The 23,505-nt window shown below is 59.5% G+C and carries 19 protein-coding genes; 6 read left to right on the top strand and 13 right to left on the bottom strand.

From position 1 onward, the window contains the following. Positions 1-221 precede the first annotated feature (221 nt). From smdB to WCL58_RS14860, 3 genes are all read right to left on the bottom strand, one after another. Positions 222-2,000 (bottom strand): multidrug efflux ABC transporter permease/ATP-binding subunit SmdB, encoded by a 1,779-nt coding sequence (gene smdB, locus WCL58_RS14870; RefSeq protein WP_055312256.1) that lies wholly within the window; start codon positions 1,998-2,000, stop codon positions 222-224. Next, positions 1,993-3,768, bottom strand: a complete 1,776-nt coding sequence (gene smdA / locus WCL58_RS14865) for a multidrug efflux ABC transporter permease/ATP-binding subunit SmdA (RefSeq protein ID WP_060440573.1) — start codon at positions 3,766-3,768, stop codon at positions 1,993-1,995. Before smdA ends, smdB begins: the two co-directional genes overlap by 8 nt. Positions 3,769-3,860: 92 nt before the next feature. Then, complete coding sequence (locus tag WCL58_RS14860) at positions 3,861-4,322, bottom strand: Lrp/AsnC family transcriptional regulator (RefSeq protein ID WP_004940330.1); 462 nt, start codon at positions 4,320-4,322, stop codon at positions 3,861-3,863. Positions 4,323-4,444: 122 nt separating this feature from the next. On the opposite strand from WCL58_RS14860, the gene WCL58_RS14855 reads away from it, so the two are divergent. Then, complete coding sequence (locus tag WCL58_RS14855) at positions 4,445-5,485, top strand: PLP-dependent cysteine synthase family protein (RefSeq protein ID WP_015376851.1); 1,041 nt, start codon at positions 4,445-4,447, stop codon at positions 5,483-5,485. Positions 5,486-5,545: 60 nt separating this feature from the next. Here WCL58_RS14855 and cof read toward each other — a convergent pair whose 3' ends face one another. Further along, a complete protein-coding gene (cof, locus tag WCL58_RS14850; RefSeq protein ID WP_033647299.1) occupies positions 5,546-6,370 on the bottom strand; it encodes an HMP-PP phosphatase in 825 nt (274 codons plus the stop codon). A gap of 104 nt (positions 6,371-6,474) precedes the next feature. Here cof and WCL58_RS14845 point away from each other — a divergent pair, with 104 nt between their 5' ends. Then, positions 6,475-8,190: an SgrR family transcriptional regulator gene (locus tag WCL58_RS14845; RefSeq protein WP_336851327.1), complete on the top strand. Its 1,716-nt coding sequence runs from the start codon at positions 6,475-6,477 to the stop codon at positions 8,188-8,190. Positions 8,191-8,305: 115 nt separating this feature from the next. After that, positions 8,306-9,004: a 7-cyano-7-deazaguanine synthase QueC gene (gene queC / locus WCL58_RS14840; RefSeq protein ID WP_087763283.1), complete on the top strand. Its 699-nt coding sequence runs from the start codon at positions 8,306-8,308 to the stop codon at positions 9,002-9,004. A 35-nt stretch (positions 9,005-9,039) separates the two neighbouring features. Here the strand turns inward: queC and WCL58_RS14835 are convergent, their stop codons facing one another. The 9 genes from WCL58_RS14835 to bolA all read right to left on the bottom strand — a co-directional run bounded on the left by WCL58_RS14835 (position 9,040) and on the right by bolA (position 19,690). Then, on the bottom strand, positions 9,040-9,453 hold the full coding sequence (locus WCL58_RS14835) for an acyl-CoA thioesterase (RefSeq protein ID WP_060423376.1): 414 nt from the start codon (positions 9,451-9,453) through the stop codon (positions 9,040-9,042). Between the two features lie 154 nt (positions 9,454-9,607). Continuing rightward, on the bottom strand, positions 9,608-9,988 hold the full coding sequence (locus WCL58_RS14830) for a ComEA family DNA-binding protein (protein WP_336851326.1): 381 nt from the start codon (positions 9,986-9,988) through the stop codon (positions 9,608-9,610). A 138-nt stretch (positions 9,989-10,126) separates the two neighbouring features. Next, entirely contained in the window at positions 10,127-12,010 is a 1,884-nt protein-coding gene (gene ppiD / locus WCL58_RS14825) for a peptidylprolyl isomerase (protein ID WP_049199887.1), read from the bottom strand. 178 nt (positions 12,011-12,188) lie between these two features. After that, positions 12,189-12,461 (bottom strand): nucleoid-associated protein HU-beta, encoded by a 273-nt coding sequence (gene hupB, locus WCL58_RS14820; RefSeq protein ID WP_004940351.1) that lies wholly within the window; start codon positions 12,459-12,461, stop codon positions 12,189-12,191. A 216-nt stretch (positions 12,462-12,677) separates the two neighbouring features. After that, positions 12,678-15,032 carry an endopeptidase La gene (lon, locus tag WCL58_RS14815; protein WP_019454189.1) on the bottom strand — a complete coding sequence of 785 codons (2,355 nt, stop codon included), beginning with the start codon at positions 15,030-15,032 and terminating at the stop codon, positions 12,678-12,680. Positions 15,033-15,226: 194 nt separating this feature from the next. Continuing rightward, positions 15,227-16,498, bottom strand: coding sequence for an ATP-dependent protease ATP-binding subunit ClpX (gene clpX, locus WCL58_RS14810; protein ID WP_004940354.1), 1,272 nt, complete (start codon positions 16,496-16,498; stop codon positions 15,227-15,229). A 143-nt stretch (positions 16,499-16,641) separates the two neighbouring features. Continuing rightward, positions 16,642-17,265 carry an ATP-dependent Clp endopeptidase proteolytic subunit ClpP gene (clpP, locus tag WCL58_RS14805; RefSeq protein WP_004940356.1) on the bottom strand — a complete coding sequence of 208 codons (624 nt, stop codon included), beginning with the start codon at positions 17,263-17,265 and terminating at the stop codon, positions 16,642-16,644. Between the two features lie 438 nt (positions 17,266-17,703). Then, on the bottom strand, positions 17,704-19,008 hold the full coding sequence (tig, locus tag WCL58_RS14800; protein ID WP_004940358.1) for a trigger factor: 1,305 nt from the start codon (positions 19,006-19,008) through the stop codon (positions 17,704-17,706). A gap of 367 nt (positions 19,009-19,375) precedes the next feature. Next, positions 19,376-19,690, bottom strand: coding sequence for a transcriptional regulator BolA (gene bolA, locus WCL58_RS14795; RefSeq protein WP_004940361.1), 315 nt, complete (start codon positions 19,688-19,690; stop codon positions 19,376-19,378). Positions 19,691-20,004: 314 nt separating this feature from the next. Here bolA and WCL58_RS14790 point away from each other — a divergent pair, with 314 nt between their 5' ends. The 3 genes from WCL58_RS14790 to cyoA all read left to right on the top strand — a co-directional run bounded on the left by WCL58_RS14790 (position 20,005) and on the right by cyoA (position 23,504). Continuing rightward, positions 20,005-20,583 (top strand): lipoprotein, encoded by a 579-nt coding sequence (locus WCL58_RS14790; protein WP_025160064.1) that lies wholly within the window; start codon positions 20,005-20,007, stop codon positions 20,581-20,583. Between the two features lie 51 nt (positions 20,584-20,634). After that, positions 20,635-22,113 carry a muropeptide MFS transporter AmpG gene (ampG, locus tag WCL58_RS14785; RefSeq protein ID WP_060423369.1) on the top strand — a complete coding sequence of 493 codons (1,479 nt, stop codon included), beginning with the start codon at positions 20,635-20,637 and terminating at the stop codon, positions 22,111-22,113. A 440-nt stretch (positions 22,114-22,553) separates the two neighbouring features. Then, on the top strand, positions 22,554-23,504 hold the full coding sequence (gene cyoA / locus WCL58_RS14780; RefSeq protein WP_060440576.1) for a cytochrome o ubiquinol oxidase subunit II: 951 nt from the start codon (positions 22,554-22,556) through the stop codon (positions 23,502-23,504). Position 23,505: the final 1 nt, after the last annotated feature.

Here is a 23,505-nt window from a genome sequence, read left to right as displayed (position 1 = left end):
GGCCTGTGCCAGATTTGATTTTGCATGACGATTCAGCGGATTAGCGGGAACGCGGGCACCATCAGACCGCGGCGCCATACCGATACCCTGAATTGATTAAATATCGCGCACTGATTTGGTGCGCATCGCGTCGAAAAAGTGCAGAAAGGGGGCATGGCGCAGGCGGGTTGCCTGCTTGTGGTGCGTGGGAAAAAAAGAAGGGCCGCGATCGCGGCCCATGCTCAGGCGGGTTGGCTCTCTTCGCGCACCGCTTCCGCCAGCTGCTCGCCCGCCAGCTGCAGCTGGTACATCTGGTAGTAGCGCCCCTGCTGCGCCAGCAGCTGCTGATGGTTGCCCTGCTCTACCGCCTGGCCGCGATGCAGCACCAGGATGGAATCGGCATCGACGATGGTCGACAGCCGGTGGGCGATCACCACCAGCGTGGTGTGCTCGCGGATCGCACGCAGCGCGCGCTGGATCGCCTGTTCGGTGCCCGAGTCGATATTGGCGGTCGCCTCGTCGAGGATCAGGATCTGCGGCGCCTGCACCAAGACCCGCGCCATCGCCAGCAGCTGTTTCTGCCCGACGGACAGGTTATTGCCCTGCTCTCCCAGCCGGGTGTGAATACCCTGCGGGAAGCCGCGCACCAGACTCGCCAGCTGCACCGTTTCCAGCGCCTGCCACACGGCGTCTTCCTCGATGTTGCGCCCCAACGTAACGTTGGCCAGCACCGAATCGGCGATCACCACCGGATCCTGCTGCACCATCGCCACGCCCTGGCGCAGCGTGCGGTGCGACAGGCTGGAGATCGGGCGGCCATCGAGACGCACTTCCCCCTCGCTGACCGGGTAATAGCCCATCAGCAGGTTGGCCAAGGTGCTCTTACCGCTGCCGGTATGCCCGACCAGCGCCACGAAACCGCGCGAAGGCACCGCCAGCGAAATGTGCTGCAGCACCTTTTTGTCCGCGCGGTAAGCGAAGCTCAGATCGGTGATGTCGATGCGGCCACCGGCCAGCGGACGATCGTCGGCGCCGTAACTCTGCTGGCTGCGATCCATCAGCTCGAAAATGCGTTCACCGGCCACCACCGCCTGCTGCAGGATCGACTGCTGCGACGTGAGCTCGATCAGCGGTTCGTTCAGGCGCCCCAGGTAGTTGATGAAGGCATAGAGCACGCCGACGCCAATCACCCCCTCGCCGCTGAAGCCGAACAGCATCAGCAGCCCGCACAGCACCAGCGCCGAAAACAGGCTGAGCAGCGGTCGCAGCAGGAAACCGTCGAGCCGCAGGGTCTGCATGCGCGCCAGATAGTGCGACTGACTGGCGGCGCTCATGCGTTCACCGAAGCGCACCTGCTGGCGGAACTGCTGAATCACGCCCATGCCGTTGATCACTTCGTTGAAACCGTCGTTGATGTCCGCCAGATAGCTGCGCACCCGGCGCACGATCGGCGTGCTGTAGTATTGATAGATGCCCATCACCACAAACACCGCCGGGAAGATGCAGACCGCCACCAGCGCCATGCGCCAGTCGAGGCTGAACATCGCCACCAGCATGGCACCGATCAGCGCGGCGCTTTTCAGCACCGTGGAGACCACCATCACGTACAGATCCTTGATCACCTCGGTGTCGTTGGTGACGCGCGAGATCAATTGCCCGACCGGCTGCGTGTCGAAGGCGCTGAGCGGCTGGCGCAGCGCGGCGTCCATCACGTCGGTGCGCAGCCGCTGGACCACCCCCACCGCCGCCTGGTTGAACAGCAGCGCCTGGAAGTAGTGCAACGCCGCCGCCAGCAGCTCCAGCAGAATGTAAGCCGCCGCCAGCCCACCGACGATCGTCAGCGGCAGTTGCCCTTTGGCGACGTAATTATCGATAAAATAGCTCACCAGGATCGGCCCGGCGACTTCCGCCGCCGCCGCTATCCACAGCATCAGCACCGCCAGCCCCAGCGGTTTGCGGTACGGCGAGCCATAGGCCAGCAGCCGCTTCAGCGTCGGCCACAGCTTTTGCACTTTATTCATCGGCCAACGCCTCCTCGCCGTTTTCCGGCGCTTCATCCAGCGCCGCTTCCAGCTGCTGATAACGGTACATATCGCGATACCAGCCCGGCTGCGCCGCCAGCGCCACCGGATCGCCGCGCTGCGCAACGCCGCCGTGCTGCATCACCAGGATCTCGCTGGCTTCGGTCAAGGCCGACAGCCGGTGCGCGCTGATGATCACCGTGCGATCTTGCCCCCAGCTGCGCAGGTTGTGCAGGATCTGGTGTTCGGTACGGCCGTCCACCGCCGACAGCGCGTCGTCGAGGATCAGGATCTCCGCATCCAGCAGCAGCGCACGCGCAATGGAGATACGCTGTTTCTGCCCGCCCGACAGCATCACGCCGCGTTCGCCCACTTCGGTGTCATAGCCCTGTGGCAGCCGCAGAATGTCCTCATGGACGCTGGCCAACCGCGCCGCCTGTTCGATCTGCGCCTGCGTCGCCCCCGGATGGCCCAGCGCAATGTTGTTCGCCACGGTATCGGAGAACAGGAACGGCGTCTGGCTCACCACCGACAGCCGCGAACGCCAGTCGTCGAGTTTGACCTGCGGCAACGGCAGGCCGTGATAGCGGATCTGCCCTTGGTCGACGTCGAACTGGCGCTGGATCAGCGACAACAGCGTCGACTTGCCGGCACCGGTCGGCCCGCACAGCCCCAGCATCTGCCCCGGCTTCAGCGTCAGCGCCACGTCATGCAGCGCCGGATGCGGGTTTTCCGGGTAGTGGAACGCGCGGATATCCACGTCCAGCACGCCGCGGCCGGCCGGCAACGCCTGCGGGCCGTCCTGCACCGCCGGCGCCTCGTCGAGCAGGCTGCGGATGCGGCTGTAGGCCGCGCTGCCGCGTTCGACGATGTTGAACATCCAGGCCAGCGCCAGCATCGGCCAGATCATCAAGCCGAGATACATCACAAAGCTGGTCAGCTGCCCGAGCGTCAGCGACCCGTTCACCACCATCCAGCTGCCGCCGCCGATGGCCAGCAGGTTAGAGGCGCCGATGGCGATATAAATGGTCGGATCGAAGCGCGCATCCACCCGCGCCACGTGCATGTTCTTGGCGCCGGTCTGCGCCGCCACCTCGGCGAAGCGGTTGGATTGGTGATCTTCCAGCCCAAAGGCCTTGATCATGCGGATGCTGGTCATGCTTTCCTGCGCCTGATCGTTCAGGCTGGAAAACGCCGCCTGCGCCGATTTAAAGCGCTGGTGCAGCTGGTCGCCGTAATATTTGATGGCGATCGCCATCAGCGGCATCGGGATCAACGCCAGCACCGTCAGCTGCCAGCTGATTTGGGTGCTCATCACCACCAGCACCACCAGTCCCATCACCAGCGAGTCCACCAGCGTCAGCACGCCTTCGCCGGCGGCGAACACCACGCGGTCCACGTCGTTGGTGGCGCGCGCCATCAGATCGCCGGTGCGGTGGCGCAGGTAGAACGCCGGGTTTTGCCGGCTGAGTTGGCGGTAAAAGTTTTCGCGCAGCTCGACCGCCAGTTGGTAGGAGGCGCCGAACAGCAACACCCGCCACACATAGCGCAGCAGGTAAACGACGATCGCGGTGCCGATCATCAGCCCGAGCCAGGCCATCAGCACGCCGGTAGACATTTGTTTTTCGGTGACGCCGTCCACGATGATGCCGACCAGCTTAGGCGGCAGCAGTTGCAGGATGGCGATGACGATCAGCAGCACCACCGCCCCGAGGTAGCGGCGCCACTCCCGGCGGAAGTACCAGCCGATTTGAGCAAATAATCTCACGCAGTTTGATTCCAGGGTTTTATGGGATTTGTCTCTTTTTCTGCTTCAGCAGAGCAGGATACCACCGTTGAGCCGCCCGTCCGGTGAACTTTTCACTCCGGCACCGGCAGCGCGGTGGTGTATTTGATTTTTTCCATGGCAAAGCTTGAGGTGACATCGATGAGGCCCGGTACGCCGTTCACCAGACGCTTATAAAAGCCGTCGTAGCTTTTCATGTCCGCCACTTCGACCTGCATCAGATAGTCGTACTCCCCCGCCATGCGGTAGAACGCCAGCACCTCGGGCATCTGGCTGGTCAGTTGCACAAACGCCTGATACCACTCGCTGCTGTGCTGCTGGGTCTTGATCAGCACGAACGCCGTCAGCCCCAGGCCGAGCTTTTCGTTATCCAGCAGCGCCACCCGGCCGCGGATATAGCCCTCGTCTTCCAGGCGCTTCAGCCGTTTCCAGCACGGCGTCGAGGTCAAATTGACCGCATCGGCCAGCGCCTGCAGCGACTGGGTGCAATCTTGCTGCAGCATGCACAGCAGCTTACGGTCTGTTTTATCTAACATAGCGGCCACCAGGAGAAAAATTTTCTCTCATTAGGCGATTAAACAGGGAAAATGGCAATCCTTTTTTCCTGCCGACAGGCTATGCTACGCCATAAACCAGCCCCCTATTTTGAGGCCAAATCATGACAAACTCTTGGGTAAAATATGCTATCGGTGAAATAGAAGCGGATTTTCAGCGCTCCGCCGATACGCACCTGATTCGCCTGAACCTGCCGGCGTTTCCAGGCATCTGCCTGTATTTGAAGGACGAGAGCACCCACCCGACCGGCAGCCTGAAACACCGCCTGGCGCGCTCGCTGTTCCTTTATGGCCTGTGCAACGGCTGGATCACCGAGAACACCACCATCATCGAGGCCTCTTCCGGCAGCACCGCGGTGTCCGAAGCCTACTTCGCTCGTCTGATCGGCCTGCCGTTCATCGCGGTGATGCCATCCTGCACCGCGCGCCGCAAGGTGGAGCAGATCGCCTTTTACGGCGGCCGCTGTCACTTCGTCGATCACGCCGCCCAGATCTACGCCGCCTCCGAACAGCTGGCGAAAGAGCTGAACGGCCACTATATGGATCAGTTCACCTATGCCGAACGCGCCACCGACTGGCGCGGCAACAACAACATCGCCGACAGCATCTTCCGCCAGATGGCACGCGAACCTTTCCCGGTGCCGAAACACATCGTGATGAGCGCCGGCACCGGCGGCACCTCCGCTACGCTGGGGCGCTACATCCGCTATCAGGGGCACGACACCCAATTGACGGTGGTCGATCCGGAAAATTCGGTGTTCTATGACTGCTTCCACCACGGCGATCGCACCCTGATCGGCAGCTGCGGCAGCCGTATCGAAGGCATCGGCCGCCCGCGCGCCGAGCCGTCGTTCATCCCGTCGGTGGTCGACAACATGCTGCGGGTGCCGGATGCCGCCAGCGTCGCCACCATTCACTGGCTGGAAGGCGTGTTAGGCCGCAAGGTTGGCGCCTCCACCGGCACCAACGTCTGGGGTGCGCTGCAGCTGGCGAAACAGATGCGGGAAAACGGCGAGCAAGGGTCGATCGTCACCCTGCTGTGCGACAGCGGCGAGCGTTATCTGGATACCTATTACAACCCGGAATGGGTCAGCAACAACATCGGCGATCTGCAGCCGTATCTGGCGCAGCTGGCGGATTTGTAACGCCAGGCTCCGGATAAAAAAAAGCCGGGTAGTCATACCCGGCCGGCTGTAAGGAGAACCTCATTCTTCGGGGGAATAGGTGAGGCAAGGTGAACGCAGCCAATGTTGTAAATAGTGGGCCACCGCCTGTTGCTGGCAATGGCCGATAACCGGTAGCTGCGGCAGCAGGGATTTCAGCTGCGGCAGGGCGTTGCCCATCACCACGCCGTGCCCCACCGCCCCCAGCATCTCTTTGTCGTTCATCGCGTCGCCGAACGCCATGCAGTCGGCCATCGTCAGCCCCAGATGGCGGCTCAGCCGGTCCAGCGCCGTGCCTTTGTTGCAACCGAGCGGCAGCACTTCCAGACAGTCGTAAGCGGAAAAGCACAGGTCTGCCTCGTCGCCCAGCTGTGCCCGCAGCTGCACCTGCAACGCCAGCAGCTCCTCGTGCGGCGCGACAAAGCACACCTTGCTGTTGCCGAACGCCGGCAGGCGGCGCACGTCAGCCAGCTGAAAACGAAAGCCGCTCAGGTGGTGCGCCCGCAGCATCTCTTCCGGCACGGGAAACTCGGTCAGCCAACCTTCATCGCGGAACACATGCATGCTGGCGCGGGTGCGCCAATGATGATGCAGCACCTCTTCGGCGACCGCCGCCGGCAAATCGGTGGCGTGCAGCTGTTGGCCGCGGTTGTCATACACTCGCGTGCCGTTGCCGGTGATCAGGTAACCCTGCAGCCCCAGCTGCGCCATGATCGGCTGCGCGTCGAGGTAGTGCCGCCCGGTGGCGAACGTCACCACCATTTCCCGCTCCACCAGCTGGTTCAGCACCGCCAGCGTTTCCGGGCCAACCCGGTGATCCGGCATCAACAGCGTGCCGTCCATATCGAAAGCTGCCAGGCGATACATAAAGACCTCTTGAATGTGAACGCGATTACAATCCGTGCAGTATGGGATGGTATTTGCGGAAGTAATAGTGAACAATTTGAGAAAACTGTTCCGGATTTCTGCCCATGCGCCTGGTTCACCGTCTCAGCCAATATCAACGCCTGTACCAACAGCTCGGCAGCGCGCCGGTCGCCGTGACCATCGGCGAGCTGGCGGCGATGTTCTACTGCAGCGAACGGCACGCCCGCACGCTGGTGCAACAGCTGCAGGATCAGGGCTGGCTGAGCTGGCATTCGCAGCCCGGCCGCGGCAAACGCGCCCGCCTGCATTGCCTGAAAACCCCGGATGAACTGCGCGCGCAGCTGCTGCAACAGCTGCTGCAACAGGGCAACCATCAGGGGGCCCTGGAGATGGCGCAGCTCGATCCGCAGCACCTGCAGGATCTGCTCAGACCGCACCTCGGCGGGCAATGGCAGGCCGGCAGCCCGACGCTGCGCATTCCCTATTACCGCACGCTGGAAGCGCTCGACCCACTCACGCTGACCGGCCGCGCCGAGCAACATCTGGTATCGACCCTGCACGCCGGGCTGACGCGACTGATGACCGGTAACCCGGAACCGCAGCCCGATCTGGCGCACCACTGGCAAATTGGCGAGCACGGCCTGCGCTGGCGCTTCTTTCTGCGCAGTCAGCTGCGCTGGCATAACGGTGAACCGCTGACCGGCCAACAGCTGCTGCAAACGCTGGAAAAACTGCAGCGCCACCCGCGCAGCCAACCCAGCCTGGCCAACGTCGCGCACATCAGCCTGCCGCATCCGCTGTGCATCCAGTTCGATCTGCACCTGGCGGACTATTGGCTGGCTCACCGGCTGGCGGAGCTGCCTTGCCTGATGACCCACCCGGAGCTGCCGGGCATCGGCGCCGGCCCGTTCAAGCTGGCGCTGAATGAACCGCAGCTAGTGCGGCTGGAACAGCACGCCGGTTACCATCTGCAGCACCCGTATCTGGACACCATCGAGTACTGGATCACCCCCGACCTGCCCACCGCCGGCGCCGACACCAGTTGCCAGCATCCGGTGCGCATCACCATCGGTCAGCAAGACGATTTGGCGCAGGCCAGGCCGGTGCAGCGCAGCATGAGCCTGGGCTGGTGTTATCTGGCGCTGAACCTGCGCCACGGCGTGCTGAGCGAAGCCCAGGGGCAAAAGCTGCTGATGCTGATCCAGCAGTCCGGCCTGCTGAGCCGTCTACCTATTCCCAACAGCGTGATCACCCCCAGCCATGAAATGCTGCCCGGCTGGCGTATTCCCAGCCAACGGATTGAGGAAGATGTCACCCTGCCCGCCCGGCTGACGCTGCTGTATCGGCCGCCGGTCGAGCTGGAAACGGTGACGGTCGCGCTGCAGCGGCTGCTGGCGCAGCACGGCTGCGAGCTGGAGGTGCGTTACTACGCCGGTAAACGCTGGCAAAGCGAGGCGCAGATCGCCCAGGCCGACCTGCTGCTGGCAGACAACCTGATCGGTGAAGCGCCGGAGGCGACGCTGGAGAGCTGGCTGCGGCAGGATACGCTGTGGCGCGGTATCCTGACGGAAAGCCGCTGGCAGCAGCAGCAGGACACGCTGCGACAGATCCAGCAGCTGCAGGCGCAGCAACCGCGCTTCGCACAGCTGCAGGCTTATTATCAACGGCTGATGGCTGCCGCCATCATCACGCCGCTGTTTCACTATCAGTATCAGATCAGCGCGCCGCCGCGCATGCATGGCGTCACGCTAACCGCCCACGGCTGGTTCGATTTTTGCCAGGCGTGGCTGCCGCCGCCGGTGGACGACGCACCGGCCTGAGCCGAACCGCCCTGCGCCTGGCGGCCCTTTCTGCTACTATTGTCGCCGCAACGCAATTTTTATCCTGCCGCCCGAATGTGTATCGGGAGAGGCCAAAGCCCAAAAAGGTGATTTTATGAAGCGCGCGGTTGTCGTTTTCAGCGGTGGACAAGACTCCACGACCTGCTTGATCCAGGCATTGCAACAGTATGATGAAGTTCACTGCGTCACGTTCGATTACGGCCAGCGCCATCGCGCCGAGATTGAAGTGGCTCAAGAGCTGTCGGTCGCCCTCGGCGCCAAGGCACACAAAGTGCTGGACGTAACGCTGCTCAATGAGCTGGCCGTCAGCAGCCTGACGCGCGACAATATTCCGGTTCCCGCCTACGATCCCAATCAGAAAAATGCGCTGCCGAGCACCTTCGTGCCGGGCCGCAACATCCTGTTCCTGACGCTGGCGGCGATCTACGCCTACCAGGTGGAAGCGGAAGCGGTGATCACCGGCGTGTGTGAAACCGATTTCTCCGGCTATCCGGATTGCCGCGACGAGTTTGTTAAAGCGTTGAACAAGGCGGTGACGCTGGGCATCGCCCGCGATATCCGCTTCGAAACGCCGCTGATGTGGCTAAACAAGGCCGAGACCTGGGCGCTGGCGGATTATTACCACCAGCTGGATCGCGTGCGCCAGGATACGCTGACCTGCTACAACGGCATCAAGGGTGACGGCTGCGGCGAATGTGCCGCCTGCAACCTGCGCGCCAATGGCCTGATGCAGTACCGGGCCAACCAGGCGGAAGTGATGGCGGCGTTGAAACAGAAGGCCGCTCTGGTCTGAGGCAGTGACGGCGGCAGCCTCTGCCGCCCGTGAGCTTACTGCAGATTATCCTTCGGCGTGAGCGCCTCCAGGCGCTCGCGCAATTCTCCTTCGATCGGCAGCGCACGCTGCGTTTTCAGATCGACGCACACGAAAGTCAGCAGCGCGTCAGCCACCGGCGTCCCCGCCGGATCCTGCGTCACCTTTTGGCTCAGCACCCCGCTCTTGCCATTGAGCTGCACCATCTGGCTGTCGATACGCAGCTTATCCCCCAATACCGCCGGGCTGCGGTAATTGATATTGATGTTCACCACGATGAAAGCGATGTTGTTTTCCGTCATCCAGCGGAACCCGGCCTCGTTCTCCAGCCATTCCCAGCGCGCCTCTTCCAGAAACTCCAGATAGCGGGCGTTGTTAACGTGCTGGTAAACATCAAGGTGATAACCGCGAACTTTGATAAAGGTTTGCATAGGGAACGATCGCTCCTGCCTGGTGATTACAGAAAGAGGGAGCCGCAGCGGCTCCCTCGCCCGTTTGGTCAACGCGCCAAACTGGTAAGACCTGTAAAATGTAGCAGAGGAGTGACGGCCTCAGCGGCATTTTGCCACGCAGCCGCGACCGGGATCACATTTTCAGCCGGGTGCGGTTCTTCTCAAACAGCGCCGGCCCGATGCCCGGCACCTCCTGCAACTGCTCAACCTGGGTGAACGGCCCGTTCTGCTCGCGGTAGCGCACGATGCCTTCCGCCTTCTTCAAACCGATGCCGCTCAAGGCGGCGGCCAGCTGTTCGGCGGTGGCCTGATTGATGCTGACCGCCGCCTCCTCGGCTGTCTTGGTCATCACCGATTGCCCGCCATTGCTCGCCGGTGCTGAGAGCATGGGTGCCGGCGCCTCGGCTTTATCCACCGCGGCGGCCGGCCCCGCCAGGCACAAAAGCAGCGCGGTGAGCGCAGCTTTGACGTGATGACGGTAACCTGATAACGCTTTTTTCTCTGTATGTTGCATGCTGTATCCTCCTTGTGTGTGACAGCACGGCTACCTTGCCGCGGCGGCGAATATTCAGCAATCGGCGGATATCAGATGTGGAAAAGGCCGCGAAAGCGGCCTTTGTTTGTTGCACTGCGTTGCAGAAAAATGCGGCGATTACTGAGGCTGTTGCTCAGCGGCGCCCATTTTGATCTTGGCTTCTTTACGCAGGCTCGCCAGCAGCGAATCGAAGGAAACGCCGGTCGCGCCCTCTTCCATCTTGCCGACGAAGGTTTTCATTTCGTCTTCCGGCAGCGTGCCTGGCTTCACCGCATCGAGCGCGATCAGCACCACGTTGTCCTGGCGATCCTGCGACATGCCGTACACCGGTTTGCCGTCCTGCGGGTGCGGCAGCGCGAACACGCTCTCCACCAGCTGGCTGTCTTCCGGCGCGCGCGCCATCTTCTGCACGGCGCCAAAGCTCAGGCCGGCGGCTTTCATCGCCTCGTCGCCCTTGCCCTGCTTCAGCTCAACCAGCAGCTTCTCGCCCTGCAGTTTCGCTTCCTGCACCGCTTTGTTGCGCTTCACCAGCTCGGCCACGCGGTCTTTCACCTGGTCGAATGGTTCGATACCTTCCGGCTTATGGCCGCTCACGCGCACCACGAAGGCGCGGTCGCCATCTACGGTGATCACGTCGGAGTTGCTGCCCGGCGCGCCGTTCTCGCCGATCAGCGAGCCGTCGAAGATCGCCTGCACGACCGGCTTGAAGTTCAGCGCGGCAGGAATGTTGTCACGAGTGAACCAGTCGCTTTGCGCCGCTTTCACGCCGGCCGCTTCTTCAGCCGAGGCCAGAGATTCGTTGTCGCTGGTCGCCGCTTCGCTCACCTTCTGCTGCAGCGCGTAATACGCGTCTACCGCTTTCTCCTGCTGCACCTGCTTGGCGATGGCGTCATGCACTTCGCTCAGCGGCTTCACTTTCTCAGGTTCGATATCATTCAAACGCACGATCAGGAAGCCGACGGAAGATTTCACCACGCCGGACAGCTGCCCTTTCTCGGTCAGGTTAGCCTGCTTCAGCTCGTCGGCGGTGGTTTCCGGCTCCAGCCAGCCCAGCTCGCCGCCGGTGCGGCGTGAGATGATATCGGTGGATTTCTCTTTCGCCAGGGTGGCGAAATCGGCGCCCTTCTTCAGCTCGTCCAGCACGGCGTTGGCTTCCGCCTCGGTTTTCAGCTGAATCACGCTGTAGTTTTTACGCTCCGGCTGGCCGTAGCTGCTCTTGTGTTGGTCGTAGTAAGCGCTGATGTCCTCTTCGCTCACTTTCACCTTGTCCTGCATGGACGCGGCGTCCAGCGGGATATAGCTCACCTTCACCTGCTCAGGTGCGATGAAGCTGTTTTTGTTCTGATCGTAATACGCCTTCAGTTCGTCGTCGCCGGCGCTCTGTTTCGCCTGCAGCGCCTTCAGATCGATGGTCGCCAGGCGCACGTCGCGCTCCTGCAGCACCAGCGCCGCCATGGCTTGCGATTCGGACGGCAGCACGAAGCCGGACTCGCCGAAGGCCTGAATCAGCTGCTGATTGACCAGCTGCTGGCGCATCGACTGCGCGAAGTTGTCGGCGGTGTAGCCCATGCGGCCGATCAGGTCGAGGTATTTGGCGTTATCGAACTGGCCGTTGGTCTGGAAGTAAGGCGCCTTGCGGATGGCGTCCTTGATCTGATCGTCGCTGACCGCCAGGCCCAGCTTCTTGGCGTACTGGTCGAGCAGCATGTTGTCGATCAACTGGGACAACACCTGACGGCGCATCTGCTGCATGTAGCCTTCGTTGCCGGCCAGCGCGGAGAACTGGTCACCCAGCTGCTGCTGCATGCGGCTACGCTCGCTTTGGAAAGCCTGTTCCAGCTGAGCGCGTTCGATCGTCTGACCATTTACTTTCGCAGCATAATCGCCGGAGCCGCCGATCAGGTAGTTACCCACCCCGGTCAGAACGAATGACAGGATGATCAGGGCCAGGATGATTTTGAGCACGACGTGATTAGCAGCCGCGCGTAAATTGTCCATCATAGTGTGACAACACTCCGCTGTGATGTGGATTAACAACCCTTGTGCAGGCGCGTTCCCTGCGACAAAAATAAAAAAAGCGCATCAGTCCGATGCGCCTTGTATCTTACCTTACCAGCACCGCTGCGTCAGGTGATTGTTTATTACAAAACCCTGTTACGCTAAACGGTTAGACGCTAAATCAGTTTACAGCGTCTTTCAGCGCTTTCCCTGCACGGAAGGCCGGTACTTTGGCTGCCGCGATTTTGATCTCTTTACCGGTCTGCGGGTTGCGGCCGGTACGAGCCGAACGTTCACGCACGGTGAAGGAACCGAAACCTACCAGAGCCACGTCATCCCCTGCTTTCAGAGAGTCGGTAACGGAAGCGATTACTGCGTCTAAAGCACGTCCCGCTGCCGCTTTGGAAATATCAGCACCTGCGGCAATCTTGTCGATCAGTTGTGACTTATTCACTCTATCATCCCCTCTAGAATTCTATCGTCGCACCGAAAAATCCCTACGGTTGCGACAGCGCAGCTGTTATATCAATCCCATCGAACCTTAGCAAGCCACCGACTGGGTGGCAAAACGCGGGCCGACAGAGATCTAACTTAGCGGTACAAAAAAATACTGGCAAGTCCGAAATGGCTTGCCAGTATAAGTTTTATCAATGGTTTTTGCGATTCGTCACTATTTTGCCGCTACCGGCAGTGCGCCGAAGGCCGGGTTTTGCAACGCAATGTTCAAAACTTCATCGATTCGCTGCACCGGATGAATCTCCAGATCGGCGATAACATTGTCCGGGATCTCTTCCAGATCGCGCTTGTTCTCGTAAGGGATCAGCACGGTTTTGATGCCGCCGCGATGCGCCGCCAGCAGCTTCTCTTTCAGGCCGCCGATCGGCAATACCTGGCCGCGCAGCGTGATCTCGCCGGTCATCGCCACATCGGCGCGTACTGGGTTGCCGGTCAGACAGGAGACCAGCGCGGTGCACATCGCGATACCGGCGCTCGGGCCGTCTTTCGGCGTCGCCCCTTCCGGCACGTGCACGTGGATGTCGCGTTTCTCGTAGAAATCGGCGTTGATGCCCAATTTCTCCGCGCGCGCGCGCACCACGGTCAGCGCCGCCTGAATCGATTCCTGCATCACTTCACCCAGAGAACCGGTGTAGGTCAGCTTGCCTTTGCCCGGCACGCAGGCGGTTTCGATGGTCAGCAGATCGCCGCCCACTTCCGTCCACGCCAGCCCGGTGACTTCGCCCACGCGGTTTTCGGTATCCGCACGGCCGTAATCGACGCGCTGCACGCCCAGGTAATCCTTCAGGTTGTCGCCGTTGATCTCGATATGCTTACGCTTCTTGTCCATCAGCAGCGTTTTCACCGCTTTACGGCACAGCTTGGAGATTTCACGCTCCAGGCTACGCACCCCGGCTTCGCGGGTGTAGAAGCGAATGATACCGATGATGGCGCTGTCGTCGACCGTCAGCTCGCCTTTTTTCAGCGCGTTGCGCTCAAGCTGCTTCGGCAGCAAGTGCTGCTTGGCAATGTTGAGCTTCTCGTCCTCGGTGTAACCCGACAGGCGGATCACTTCCATACGGTCCAGCAGCGGCGCAGGAATGTTCATCGAGTTCGAGGTGGCGACGAACATCACGTCGGACAGATCGTAATCCACTTCCAGGTAGTGGTCGTTGAACGCCACGTTCTGTTCCGGATCCAGCACCTCCAGCAGAGCGGAGGCCGGATCGCCGCGCATGTCGGAAGACATCTTGTCGATCTCATCCAGCAGGAACAGCGGGTTCTTCACCCCAACCTTGGCCATCTTCTGGATCAGTTTGCCCGGCATCGAACCGATGTAGGTACGGCGGTGACCGCGGATTTCCGCTTCGTCACGCACGCCGCCCAGCGCCATACGCACATACTGGCGGCCGGTCGCTTTGGCGATCGACTGCCCCAGCGAGGTTTTACCCACGCCCGGCGGCCCTACCAAACACAGGATCGGCCCCTTGATTTTGCTGACGCGGCTCTGTACCGCGAGGTACTCGAGGATGCGATCCTTGACGCGCTCCAGGCCGTAGTGATCGGTATCGAGCACTTCCTGCGCCTTGACCAGGTCTTTTTTCACCTTGCTGCGCGCATTCCACGGCACCTGCAGCATCCAGTCGATGTAGCCGCGCACCACGGTCGCTTCCGCTGACATCGGCGACATCATCTTCAGCTTCTGCAGTTCCGCTTCGGTTTTCTCGCGCGCCTCTTTCGGCATCTTCGCCGCATCGATCTTGCGCTTCAGCGCTTCGTGCTCGTCCGGCGCGTCGTCCATCTCGCCCAGCTCTTTCTGAATCGCCTTCATCTGCTCATTCAGATAGTACTCGCGCTGGCTCTTCTCCATCTGCTTCTTGACGCGGTTGCGGATGCGTTTCTCGACCTGCAGCAGGTCGATCTCCGACTCCATCATCGCCATCAGGTATTCCAGACGCTCGGTGATGTCGGACATCTCGAGCACCGACTGCTTGTCGCTGAGTTTCAGCGGCATGTGGGCAGCGATGGTGTCCGCCAGGCGCGCGGCGTCGTCGATGCTGTTCAGTGAAGTCAGCACCTCCGGCGGGATTTTTTTGTTCAGCTTGATATAGCCTTCAAACTGATTGATCGCGGTGCGCACCAGCACTTCCTGCTCGCGCTCGTCGATCGCTGGCGACTCAAGGTATTCCGCCTGCGCGGCAAAATGCTCACCGCTGTCGGACAGCGTAGTGATGCGTGCGCGCTGCAGCCCCTCGACCAGCACTTTTACCGTGCCGTCCGGCAGCTTCAACATCTGCAGGATCGACGCTACGGTGCCAACCGAGAACAAGTCGTTAATGCCAGGTTCATCCGTTGAGGCCTCTTTCTGTGCCACCAGCATGATCTTCTTATCGTGATCCATTGCGGCTTCGAGGCACCGAATCGATTTTTCCCGGCCAACAAATAACGGGATCACCATGTGCGGATAAACCACCACGTCGCGCAATGGCAGGACGGGGATTTCAATGCGTTCGGAACGCTCAGGGTTCATAGAGCTCTCTCTTAGTTTAATTTCCGCCAGGTTGAGGGGGAATCTCATGAGACGCAAGCATCTAACGTTTCATAAAATCTGGTTAATGAGTATATGGGGATGAATCTCTTACATTCAACGGCAAGAATGCAGGAAAAAGAAATGGGGGATGAAATCCCCCATTTTGCTGATAACGCTCTGGTTTAACTGGCTAATTATTCGCCAGATGCCTGGGCTTCCGGCTTGCCGTAAATCAGCAGCGGCTTGGATTGGCCGGCGATGACCGACTCGTCGATCACCACTTTGTCTACGCTGTCCATCGACGGCAGATCGTACATGGTGTCGAGCAGCGCGCCTTCCACGATGGAACGCAGGCCGCGGGCGCCGGTTTTGCGCGCCATGGCTTTCTTGGCGATGGCGTTCAGCGCTTCGTCGCGGAACTCCAGCTCCACGCCTTCCAGATTGAACAGCGCCTGATACTGCTTGGTCAGGGCGTTCTTCGGCTCTTTCAGGATCTGAATCAGCGCATCTTCGCTCAGCTCGCTCAGGGTCGCCACCACCGGCAGACGGCCGATGAACTCTGGGATCAGACCGAACTTGATCAAATCTTCCGGTTCGGCCTGCAGCAGCAGTTCGCCCTCGGTCGCCTTCTCGGACTCGCCCTTGACGGTCGCGCCGAAGCCGATGCCGGAGCCGGTGTTGACGCGCTGACCGATCACCTTATCCAGGCCGGCGAAAGCGCCGCCGCAGATAAACAGGATCTTGGAGGTATCAACCTGCAGGAACTCCTGTTGCGGATGCTTGCGCCCACCCTGCGGCGGAACCGCGGCGATGGTGCCTTCAATCAGCTTCAGCAGCGCCTGCTGCACGCCTTCACCCGAGACGTCACGCGTGATCGACGGGTTATCGGACTTGCGGGAAATCTTATCGATTTCATCGATATAAACGATGCCGCGCTGCGCTTTCTGCACGTCATAGTCACATTTTTGCAACAGCTTCTGGATAATATTTTCCACGTCCTCGCCCACGTAACCGGCTTCGGTCAGCGTGGTGGCGTCGGCCATGGTGAACGGCACGTCCAGGAAGCGCGCCAGCGTTTCCGCCAGCAGGGTTTTACCGCTGCCGGTCGGGCCAATCAGCAAGATGTTGCTCTTGCCCAACTCGATACCGTTGCTGGTATCGCCGTTGCGCAGGCGTTTGTAGTGGTTGTACACCGCAACCGCCAGCACTTTCTTCGCCTGCTCCTGGCCGATGACGTAGTCATCCAGGTGGTGGCGGATCTCGTGCGGCGTCGGCAGCGCACTGCGCTCACGATGCGGGGCAACTTCTTTAATCTCTTCGCGAATAATGTCGTTACACAGATCGACACATTCATCGCAGATATACACTGACGGCCCGGCAATCAGCTTACGCACTTCATGCTGGCTTTTGCCGCAAAAAGAGCAGTACAGCAGCTTTCCTGAACCGTCTTTGCGCTTATCTGTCATCAGTCAAACCTCTTCTTTAGTCTTGTCCCGCAGGAAAATCACGGCGGCAGTGCGCCCAAACTCATATCGGGAACGCCGAGGGGCCACAACAGAGCGAGCCCCTGCCCACTCTGATTACTATAGTCCATCGGCGCCGCGTGGTTCTAGCTGCGGTGTGTCAGAATGCCGTCAACCAGGCCGTATTCCACGGCTTCTTCCGCGGTCATAAAGCGATCGCGCTCGGTATCGCGCTCGATCTGCTCCAGCGGCTGGCCGGTATGCTCGGCCATCAGTTCGTTCATGCGCGCTTTCACCTTAAGGATTTCACGCGCATGGATTTCGATGTCCGTCGCCTGGCCCTGGTAGCCGCCCAGCGGCTGGTGAATCATCACGCGCGAGTTAGGCAGGCAGAAACGTTTGCCTTTGGCACCCGCGGTCAGCAGGAAGGAGCCCATCGAGCACGCCTGGCCCATACAGATGGTGCTGACGTCCGGCTTGATGAACTTCATGGTGTCGTAAATCGACATGCCCGCGGTAATTACCCCACCCGGCGAGTTGATGTAGAGGTAAATGTCTTTTTCCGGGCTTTCCGCTTCGAGGAACAGCATTTGCGCCACGATCAGGTTGGCCATGTGATCTTCCACCTGGCCGGTCAGGAAAATGATGCGCTCTTTCAGCAGGCGGGAATAGATGTCGTAAGAACGCTCCCCGCGTGAAGTCTGCTCTACCACCATCGGCACCAGCGCCATGTTCGGTGCAAATTGATCTCGTTCGCCACTGTATGACATTACCGTCTCCTAATAGAAATTGCCTTGGCGGCCAGGGTGTCACCCTAATACGCCGATTCTACTTGAGAACGGCCATGATGACTATGCTCAAGCATTCGACCCGCGCCACACGTACCCGACGGTTATTTCATCCCGCGCACTTTGGCAAACAGCCCCAGAATTATTCTTAACAGATTGGGGGATCCCGGCGCGATTTCAAGCCCAGAGGCCGATTTTCTCCGCGCGCCGAAAACGATGCCGTTATTCTGACCGTTATCATGCCAGCCAGTTCCCCAGGCAACAGGGTAAATATAGTGCATATTGCCCCGCTTAACCTGAGATTAATCAGCAACGTGGCAAAAAGAAAAGCCCGCAACCTGAGGTTGCGGGCTTTTTCATCGTGCGCCGGTTCGCCAGGCGAAACCGGGGGCGCCGTTCATCGCGCCCGGCACGCCGGCATTACGCCTGTTGAGTCTGGTTCATCAGCTCGCTGAAGGTAGTGGCTTTTTCAGTCACTTTCGCTTTTGCCAGCAGGGCTTCAACCGCTTGCTCTTCCAGAGCCACGTTGCGCATGTTGTTCATCAGCTCTTTGTTTTTGCTGTAGAACTCGATGACTTCGCTCGGATCTTCGTAGGCAGAAGCCATTTCTTCGATCAGTGTCTTCACGCGGTCTTCGTCAGCTTTCAGATCGTTGGTGCTGATCACTTCGCCCAGCAGCAGGCCAACCACTACGCGGCGTTTCGCTTGTTCTTCGAACAGCTCGCGTGGCAGTTCCAGCGCTTGCTTCTCGTTGCCGCCGAAACGCTGTGCAGCCTGACGACGCAGTACGTCGATTTCGCCGTCGATCAGGGCAGCAGGCACGTCGATTTCGTTCGCGCTCACCAGACCGTCGATCGCCTGAGACTTGATGCGGTTACGCACGGCGCCTTTCAGCTCGCGCTCCATGTTCTTGCGAACTTCGGTGCGCAGGCCGGCAACGGAACCGTCCGCCACGCCGAAACGCTTGATGAACTCTTCGGTCAGTTCCGGCAGCTCGCGCTCTTCAACTTTCTTCAGCACGATAGCGAATTTGGCCGCTTTGCCCTTCAGGTTTTCCGCGTGGTAATCTTCTGGGAAGTTCACGTCGATGGAGAACTCTTCGCCCGCTTTGTGACCGACCAGGCCTTCTTCGAAGCCTGGGATCATGCGGCCCTGGCCCATTGCCAGTACGAAGTCGGACGCTTTGCCGCCTTCGAACTCTTCACCGTCGATAGAACCGGTGAAGTCAACGGTCACGCGATCTTCAGCTTCCGCTGCGCGATCGGTTTCTTTCCAGGTCGCCTGCTGCTTGCGCAGAGTGTCCAGCATCGCGTCGACGTCTTCGTCGTTCACTTCAACCACTGGTTTTTCAACTTCGATGTTTTCCAGGCCTTTCAGCTCAACTTCTGGATACACTTCGAATTCAACGGCGAAAGTGAAGTCTTCACCTTCTTTGTACTCGCCCGGCACGTAGTTTGGTGCGCCGGCCGGATTAATCTTTTCTTTGATGATCGCGTCAACGAAGCTGCGCTGCATCGCTTCGCCCAGCACGTCCTGACGAACAGAGGCGCCGTAACGCTGTTCCACGATGTTCATCGGCACTTTGCCTTTGCGGAAGCCGTCGATACGCACGCTTTTCGCTGCGTTGATCAGCTCTTTCTTCACCGCCTGCTTGATAGTATCAGCCGGTACAGTAATAGAGAGACGGCGCCCAAGGCCTTGAGTGGTTTCTACTGAAACTTGCATCTTGTTACCTCAAAAAAATCACAGTGCTCGGTCAACTCCGTTCCAAGAACCAGGACGGCTACAAATAAGAACCGAGTTCCCTGATGACAGAAGCGTCCCGAAACCATTCCGGAAAAATAAGACGCGACATTATAGCGGCGCATGCATGGCGAGTCGAGGAAAGCTAGGCGACGCAGGCGCGCTAAAACTCACACTTTTGCCGATTCAATCGCCAAAAGGCCGCCAAAACAGACCGAACGTTGGCCATATTGCGCGTCGGCCGTGTCGTCGTCAAAAACAGAAACGGCCCGCAGGCCGTTTCAAAATTCGTCAGTAGTAATACCCTAATTCGAGGGCAAAGTTCCACTGATACCTGAAAATTTCCCCCTCAGGCCAGCGTCCCGGCGCCGCGGCACGGCGGCGAGGCCGGCACGGTATCCTGCAATCCTTCCCACTCTTTGAGCGTATAGGTGTGCAGCGCCAGCGCGTGTACGCCATCGGCCAGTTCTTCCGACAGTACGCCGTAGATAGAGCGGTGGCGCGTCAAAAACCGTTCGCCGACGAAGCGATCGCTGACCAATACCACTTTGAAATGGCTTTCTGAACCCGCCGGAACGTTATGACGATAGCTTTCATCAACGACTTCCAGATACGCGGGCTCAAACGCCGCCCTTAACTTTGCTTCTATTTGCTCGCGAATCATAGGATCTCCTTACAACACCGGCAGAGGACCGTGCCCATCTAGTTCAATATTAGCCGGTTTTCCCCCGTTTAGACCATCACCGGGACAAATTTCTCTTTTCTGCGGTCAGATGATGAGCGTCATCCCCGCCGCTTGGGGGATTATCCGATTGAGCGGGCCAAAAAAGCGTGTTTTTATCAACGGCAGGTAAAAATTTGTCACTCAGGCGCCTTCCGCGCTTCCACCGCACAGCGGCGATGCTATGATGTCGGCAATTTGTTGTCGGCTATCCCGCTCTGATTATTGCTAAATCCATCGAGAATGAGACAGAAAACATGTTAAAGAAACTTTGTCTTCCTTTGCTGGCCGCCCTGCTGCTGGCCGGTTGCGCGACCAGCAGCAACACCCTGAACGTCACGCCGAAAATCGTTCTGCCGCAGCAGGATCCTACCCTGCAGGGCATCACCATCAGCATCAACGGCGCGGATCAGCGCACCGATCAGGCGCTGGCCAAGGTGAATCGCGACGGCCAACTGGTCACGCTGACGCCATCGCGCGATCTGCGTTTCCTGCTGCAGGAAGTGCTGGAGAAACAGATGGGCGCTCGCGGCTACATGATCGGCGCCGACGGCCCGGTGGCGCTGCAGATCGTCGTCAATAACCTGTACGCGGACGTTTCCGAAGGTAACCTGCGCTACAACATCACCACCAAAGCCGACATCTCGATCATCGCCCAGGCGAAGAACGGCAACAAGCAGGTGAAAAATTACCGCTCGACGTATAACGTGCAGGGCGCCTTCACGGCCACCAACGAGAAGATCACCGACGCCGTCAACTCCGTGCTGGGCGACGTGATCGCCGACATGGCGCAGGACACCAGCGTCAACGACTTTATCAAGCAAAACGCGCGCTAATCGACGCGCCTTGCGCCGCCCGGCGGATCGGGCGGCGCAGACAGGGAACTCATGTCGAAACACTATCTGAACATCTTCACCCAGCGTAACTCCGCCATTCTACTGCTGCTGGGCTTCGCGTCGGGTCTGCCGCTGGCATTGACCTCCGGCACGCTGCAAGCCTGGATGACCGTCGAAAACATCGATCTGAAGACCATCGGCATTTTCTCGCTGGTGGGCCAGGCCTACGTATTCAAATTCCTCTGGTCGCCGTTCATGGACCGCTATACCCCGCCGTTTCTCGGGCGGCGGCGCGGTTGGCTGCTGATCAGCCAGCTGCTGCTGGTGGCGGCGATCGTGGCGATGGGCTTCATGCAGCCCGCGCAGCACCTGTGGTGGCTGGCGGCGTTGGCGGTGCTGGTGGCGTTCTGCTCCGCCTCGCAAGATATCGTGTTCGACGCTTATAAAACCGACCTGCTGAAAGCCGAAGAGCGCGGGGCGGGTGCGGCGATCTCGGTGCTGGGCTACCGGCTGGCGATGCTGGTTTCCGGCGGCCTGGCGCTGTGGCTGGCGGATCGCTATTTCGGCTGGCAGGCCACCTACTGGCTGATGGCCGGATTGATGCTGATCGGCGTGGCCGCCACGCTGATGGCGCCGGAGCCCGATGAAAGCATCCCGGCACCGCGCACCATGGAACAGGCGGTCGTCGCGCCGCTGCGTGATTTCTTCGGCCGCAACAACGCCTGGCTGATCCTGCTGCTGATCGTGATGTACAAAATGGGCGACGCCTTCGCCGGCAGCCTGAGCACCACGTTCCTGATCCGCGGCGTGGGGTTCGACGCCGGTGAAGTCGGGCTGGTCAACAAAACGCTCGGCCTGTTCGCCACCATCGTCGGCGCCCTGTTCGGCGGCGTGCTGATGCAACGTCTCACCCTGTTCCGCGCGCTGATGCTGTTCGGCGTCCTGCAGGCGGTCTCCAACCTCGGGTATTGGATCCTGGCGGTGACCGACAAGAGCCTGCTCACCATGGGCAGCGCCATCTTCCTCGAAAACCTGTGCGGCGGCATGGGCACCGCGGCCTTCGTGGCGCTGCTGATGACGCTGTGCAACCGTTCGTTCTCCGCCACCCAGTTCGCGCTGCTGTCGGCGCTGTCCGCCGTGGGGCGCGTCTATGTCGGCCCGATCGCCGGCTGGTTCGTCGAAGCCCACGGCTGGCCGTTGTTCTACCTGTTCTCTATCGCCGCCGCCCTGCCCGGCTTGCTGCTGCTCGGCATCTGCCGCCAGACGCTGGAACACACCCAGCAACATGGCGACTTTATGCCGCGCACCGAGTTTTCCGGATCTTACCGCTGGGCGCTGCGCCTGCTGACGCTGGGCTGTTCGCTGTTGGGCCTGTGGTTGCTGTTGCTGATCGCCAATGCGCTGGACTGGACGCAGGCACCGCTGTTGGCCGATCGGCTGCTGCAGGTCGGCGCCGCGCTGAGCCTGCTCGGCGTCGCGATGGGCAGCGCGCTGGATTACCTGGCACTGCGCCGCACCCGTTTGGCATAATCTGACCGGCCGGCGATTTCGCCGGCCGAAAAAAAAGCGATCCGCGGGTATATTTATTTTGGTAAAAAAAGATAATCGACGCGGAAATTATTTTTTTATCCGACTGCCGCACTCGGAAATAAAATTAAATTCACCTTTAAGACACAATTATTTTACATTAAATAAACCTTTTCTGCGTATTTCCCCGCCGCGCATTTCTTCGCCAAATTCATCATACCTTTAGTTTTCCTTAACATACGGGCTGCTCGTCACGATTCAGCGTGCCAACGCGTTGTTGTCATTGGTAAATTGTCACGCAGGGTTACATCTGTGACCCCCTTAACAGAAAGTGTCAACAAGCCGCTGACACTCCCTTAAGCATGTTTACAGTACTGCAACCTTCCCGTAAAATGCCCGCACACATGAAACGACAATTGAGCCTTTGTTATTGAGGTCGTTAGATGAGACTTAAGAAATACAATAAAAGTATTGGGATGCTGTCATTAATCGCAGGCACTGTATTGCTCAGTGGCTGCGATATGGTTTTGATGAATCCCAAAGGAGCAATTGGTGTTGAGCAACGGACACTGATTATCACTGCAATCGCGTTGATGTTGATCGTGGTGGTGCCAGTTATCTTCATGGCGTTCGCCTTTGCCTGGAAGTATCGTTCTTCCAACAAAGACGCCAAGTACAGTCCGAACTGGGCCCACTCCAACAAGATCGAAGCGGTCGTCTGGACCATTCCTATCATTATCATCGCCATCCTTGGCACCATTACCTGGAAGACTACCCACGAACTCGACCCGTTCAAGCCGATTGTCACCGACAAGAAGCCGATGACGATCGAAGTGGTGTCGCTCGACTGGAAATGGCTGTTCATCTACCCGGAACAAGGCATTGCGACCGTTAATGAGCTGGCTTTCCCGAAAGATGTTCCAGTCGAATTCAAGATCACCTCTAACTCGGTAATGAACTCGTTCTTTATCCCGCAGTTGGGTGGACAGATTTATGCGATGGCCGGCATGCAGACCAAACTGCACCTGATCGGCAACGAAGCCGGTGCCTACAAGGGCATCTCCAGCAGCTACAGCGGCGCAGGCTTCTCCGGTATGAAATTCACCGCGATCGTTACCCCGACCGAAGGCGACTTCGATCAGTGGGTGGCCAAGGTGAAGGCATCGCCTAAAAACCTGAACACCACCGACGACTTTAACAAACTGGCAGAGCCGAGTGAAAACAACCCGGTTGAGTACTTTGCCGCTGTCAAACCGAATTTGTTCAAAGAAACAATTGCCAAATTCATGGGCGACATGGATATGCACAAGGGCGCTGGCGCGCACGAAGGCATGGACATGAGCCAAGGTATGGACATGGGTGAACATGCTGCTCACGCCGGAGCCGAGGAATAAC

The sequence above is a fragment of the Serratia sp. TMDUHS_CL genome, from assembly GCF_037137105.1.
Classification (GTDB): Bacteria; Pseudomonadota; Gammaproteobacteria; order Enterobacterales; family Enterobacteriaceae; genus Serratia; species Serratia nevei.
The sequence above is the reverse complement of the archived record's forward strand: the minus strand, read 5'-3'. Positions and strand labels throughout refer to the sequence as shown.

Excerpts from the sequence above, each read along its gene's own strand:
- cyoA (WP_060440576.1), top strand. The coding sequence starts at position 22,554 with ATGAGACTTAAGAAATACAATAAAAGTATTGGGATGCTGTCATTAATC.
- bolA (WP_004940361.1), bottom strand. The coding sequence starts at position 19,690 with ATGATTCGCGAGCAAATAGAAGCAAAGTTAAGGGCGGCGTTTGAGCCC.
- WCL58_RS14790 (WP_025160064.1), top strand. The coding sequence starts at position 20,005 with ATGTTAAAGAAACTTTGTCTTCCTTTGCTGGCCGCCCTGCTGCTGGCC.
- queC (WP_087763283.1), top strand. The coding sequence starts at position 8,306 with ATGAAGCGCGCGGTTGTCGTTTTCAGCGGTGGACAAGACTCCACGACC.
- WCL58_RS14855 (WP_015376851.1), top strand. The coding sequence starts at position 4,445 with ATGACAAACTCTTGGGTAAAATATGCTATCGGTGAAATAGAAGCGGAT.
- tig (WP_004940358.1), bottom strand. The coding sequence starts at position 19,008 with ATGCAAGTTTCAGTAGAAACCACTCAAGGCCTTGGGCGCCGTCTCTCT.
- WCL58_RS14830 (WP_336851326.1), bottom strand. The coding sequence starts at position 9,988 with ATGCAACATACAGAGAAAAAAGCGTTATCAGGTTACCGTCATCACGTC.
- WCL58_RS14835 (WP_060423376.1), bottom strand. The coding sequence starts at position 9,453 with ATGCAAACCTTTATCAAAGTTCGCGGTTATCACCTTGATGTTTACCAG.
- ppiD (WP_049199887.1), bottom strand. The coding sequence starts at position 12,010 with ATGATGGACAATTTACGCGCGGCTGCTAATCACGTCGTGCTCAAAATC.
- WCL58_RS14860 (WP_004940330.1), bottom strand. The coding sequence starts at position 4,322 with ATGTTAGATAAAACAGACCGTAAGCTGCTGTGCATGCTGCAGCAAGAT.
- cof (WP_033647299.1), bottom strand. The coding sequence starts at position 6,370 with ATGTATCGCCTGGCAGCTTTCGATATGGACGGCACGCTGTTGATGCCG.
- lon (WP_019454189.1), bottom strand. The coding sequence starts at position 15,032 with ATGAACCCTGAGCGTTCCGAACGCATTGAAATCCCCGTCCTGCCATTG.
- WCL58_RS14845 (WP_336851327.1), top strand. The coding sequence starts at position 6,475 with ATGCGCCTGGTTCACCGTCTCAGCCAATATCAACGCCTGTACCAACAG.
- smdB (WP_055312256.1), bottom strand. The coding sequence starts at position 2,000 with ATGAATAAAGTGCAAAAGCTGTGGCCGACGCTGAAGCGGCTGCTGGCC.
- clpX (WP_004940354.1), bottom strand. The coding sequence starts at position 16,498 with ATGACAGATAAGCGCAAAGACGGTTCAGGAAAGCTGCTGTACTGCTCT.
- clpP (WP_004940356.1), bottom strand. The coding sequence starts at position 17,265 with ATGTCATACAGTGGCGAACGAGATCAATTTGCACCGAACATGGCGCTG.
- ampG (WP_060423369.1), top strand. The coding sequence starts at position 20,635 with ATGTCGAAACACTATCTGAACATCTTCACCCAGCGTAACTCCGCCATT.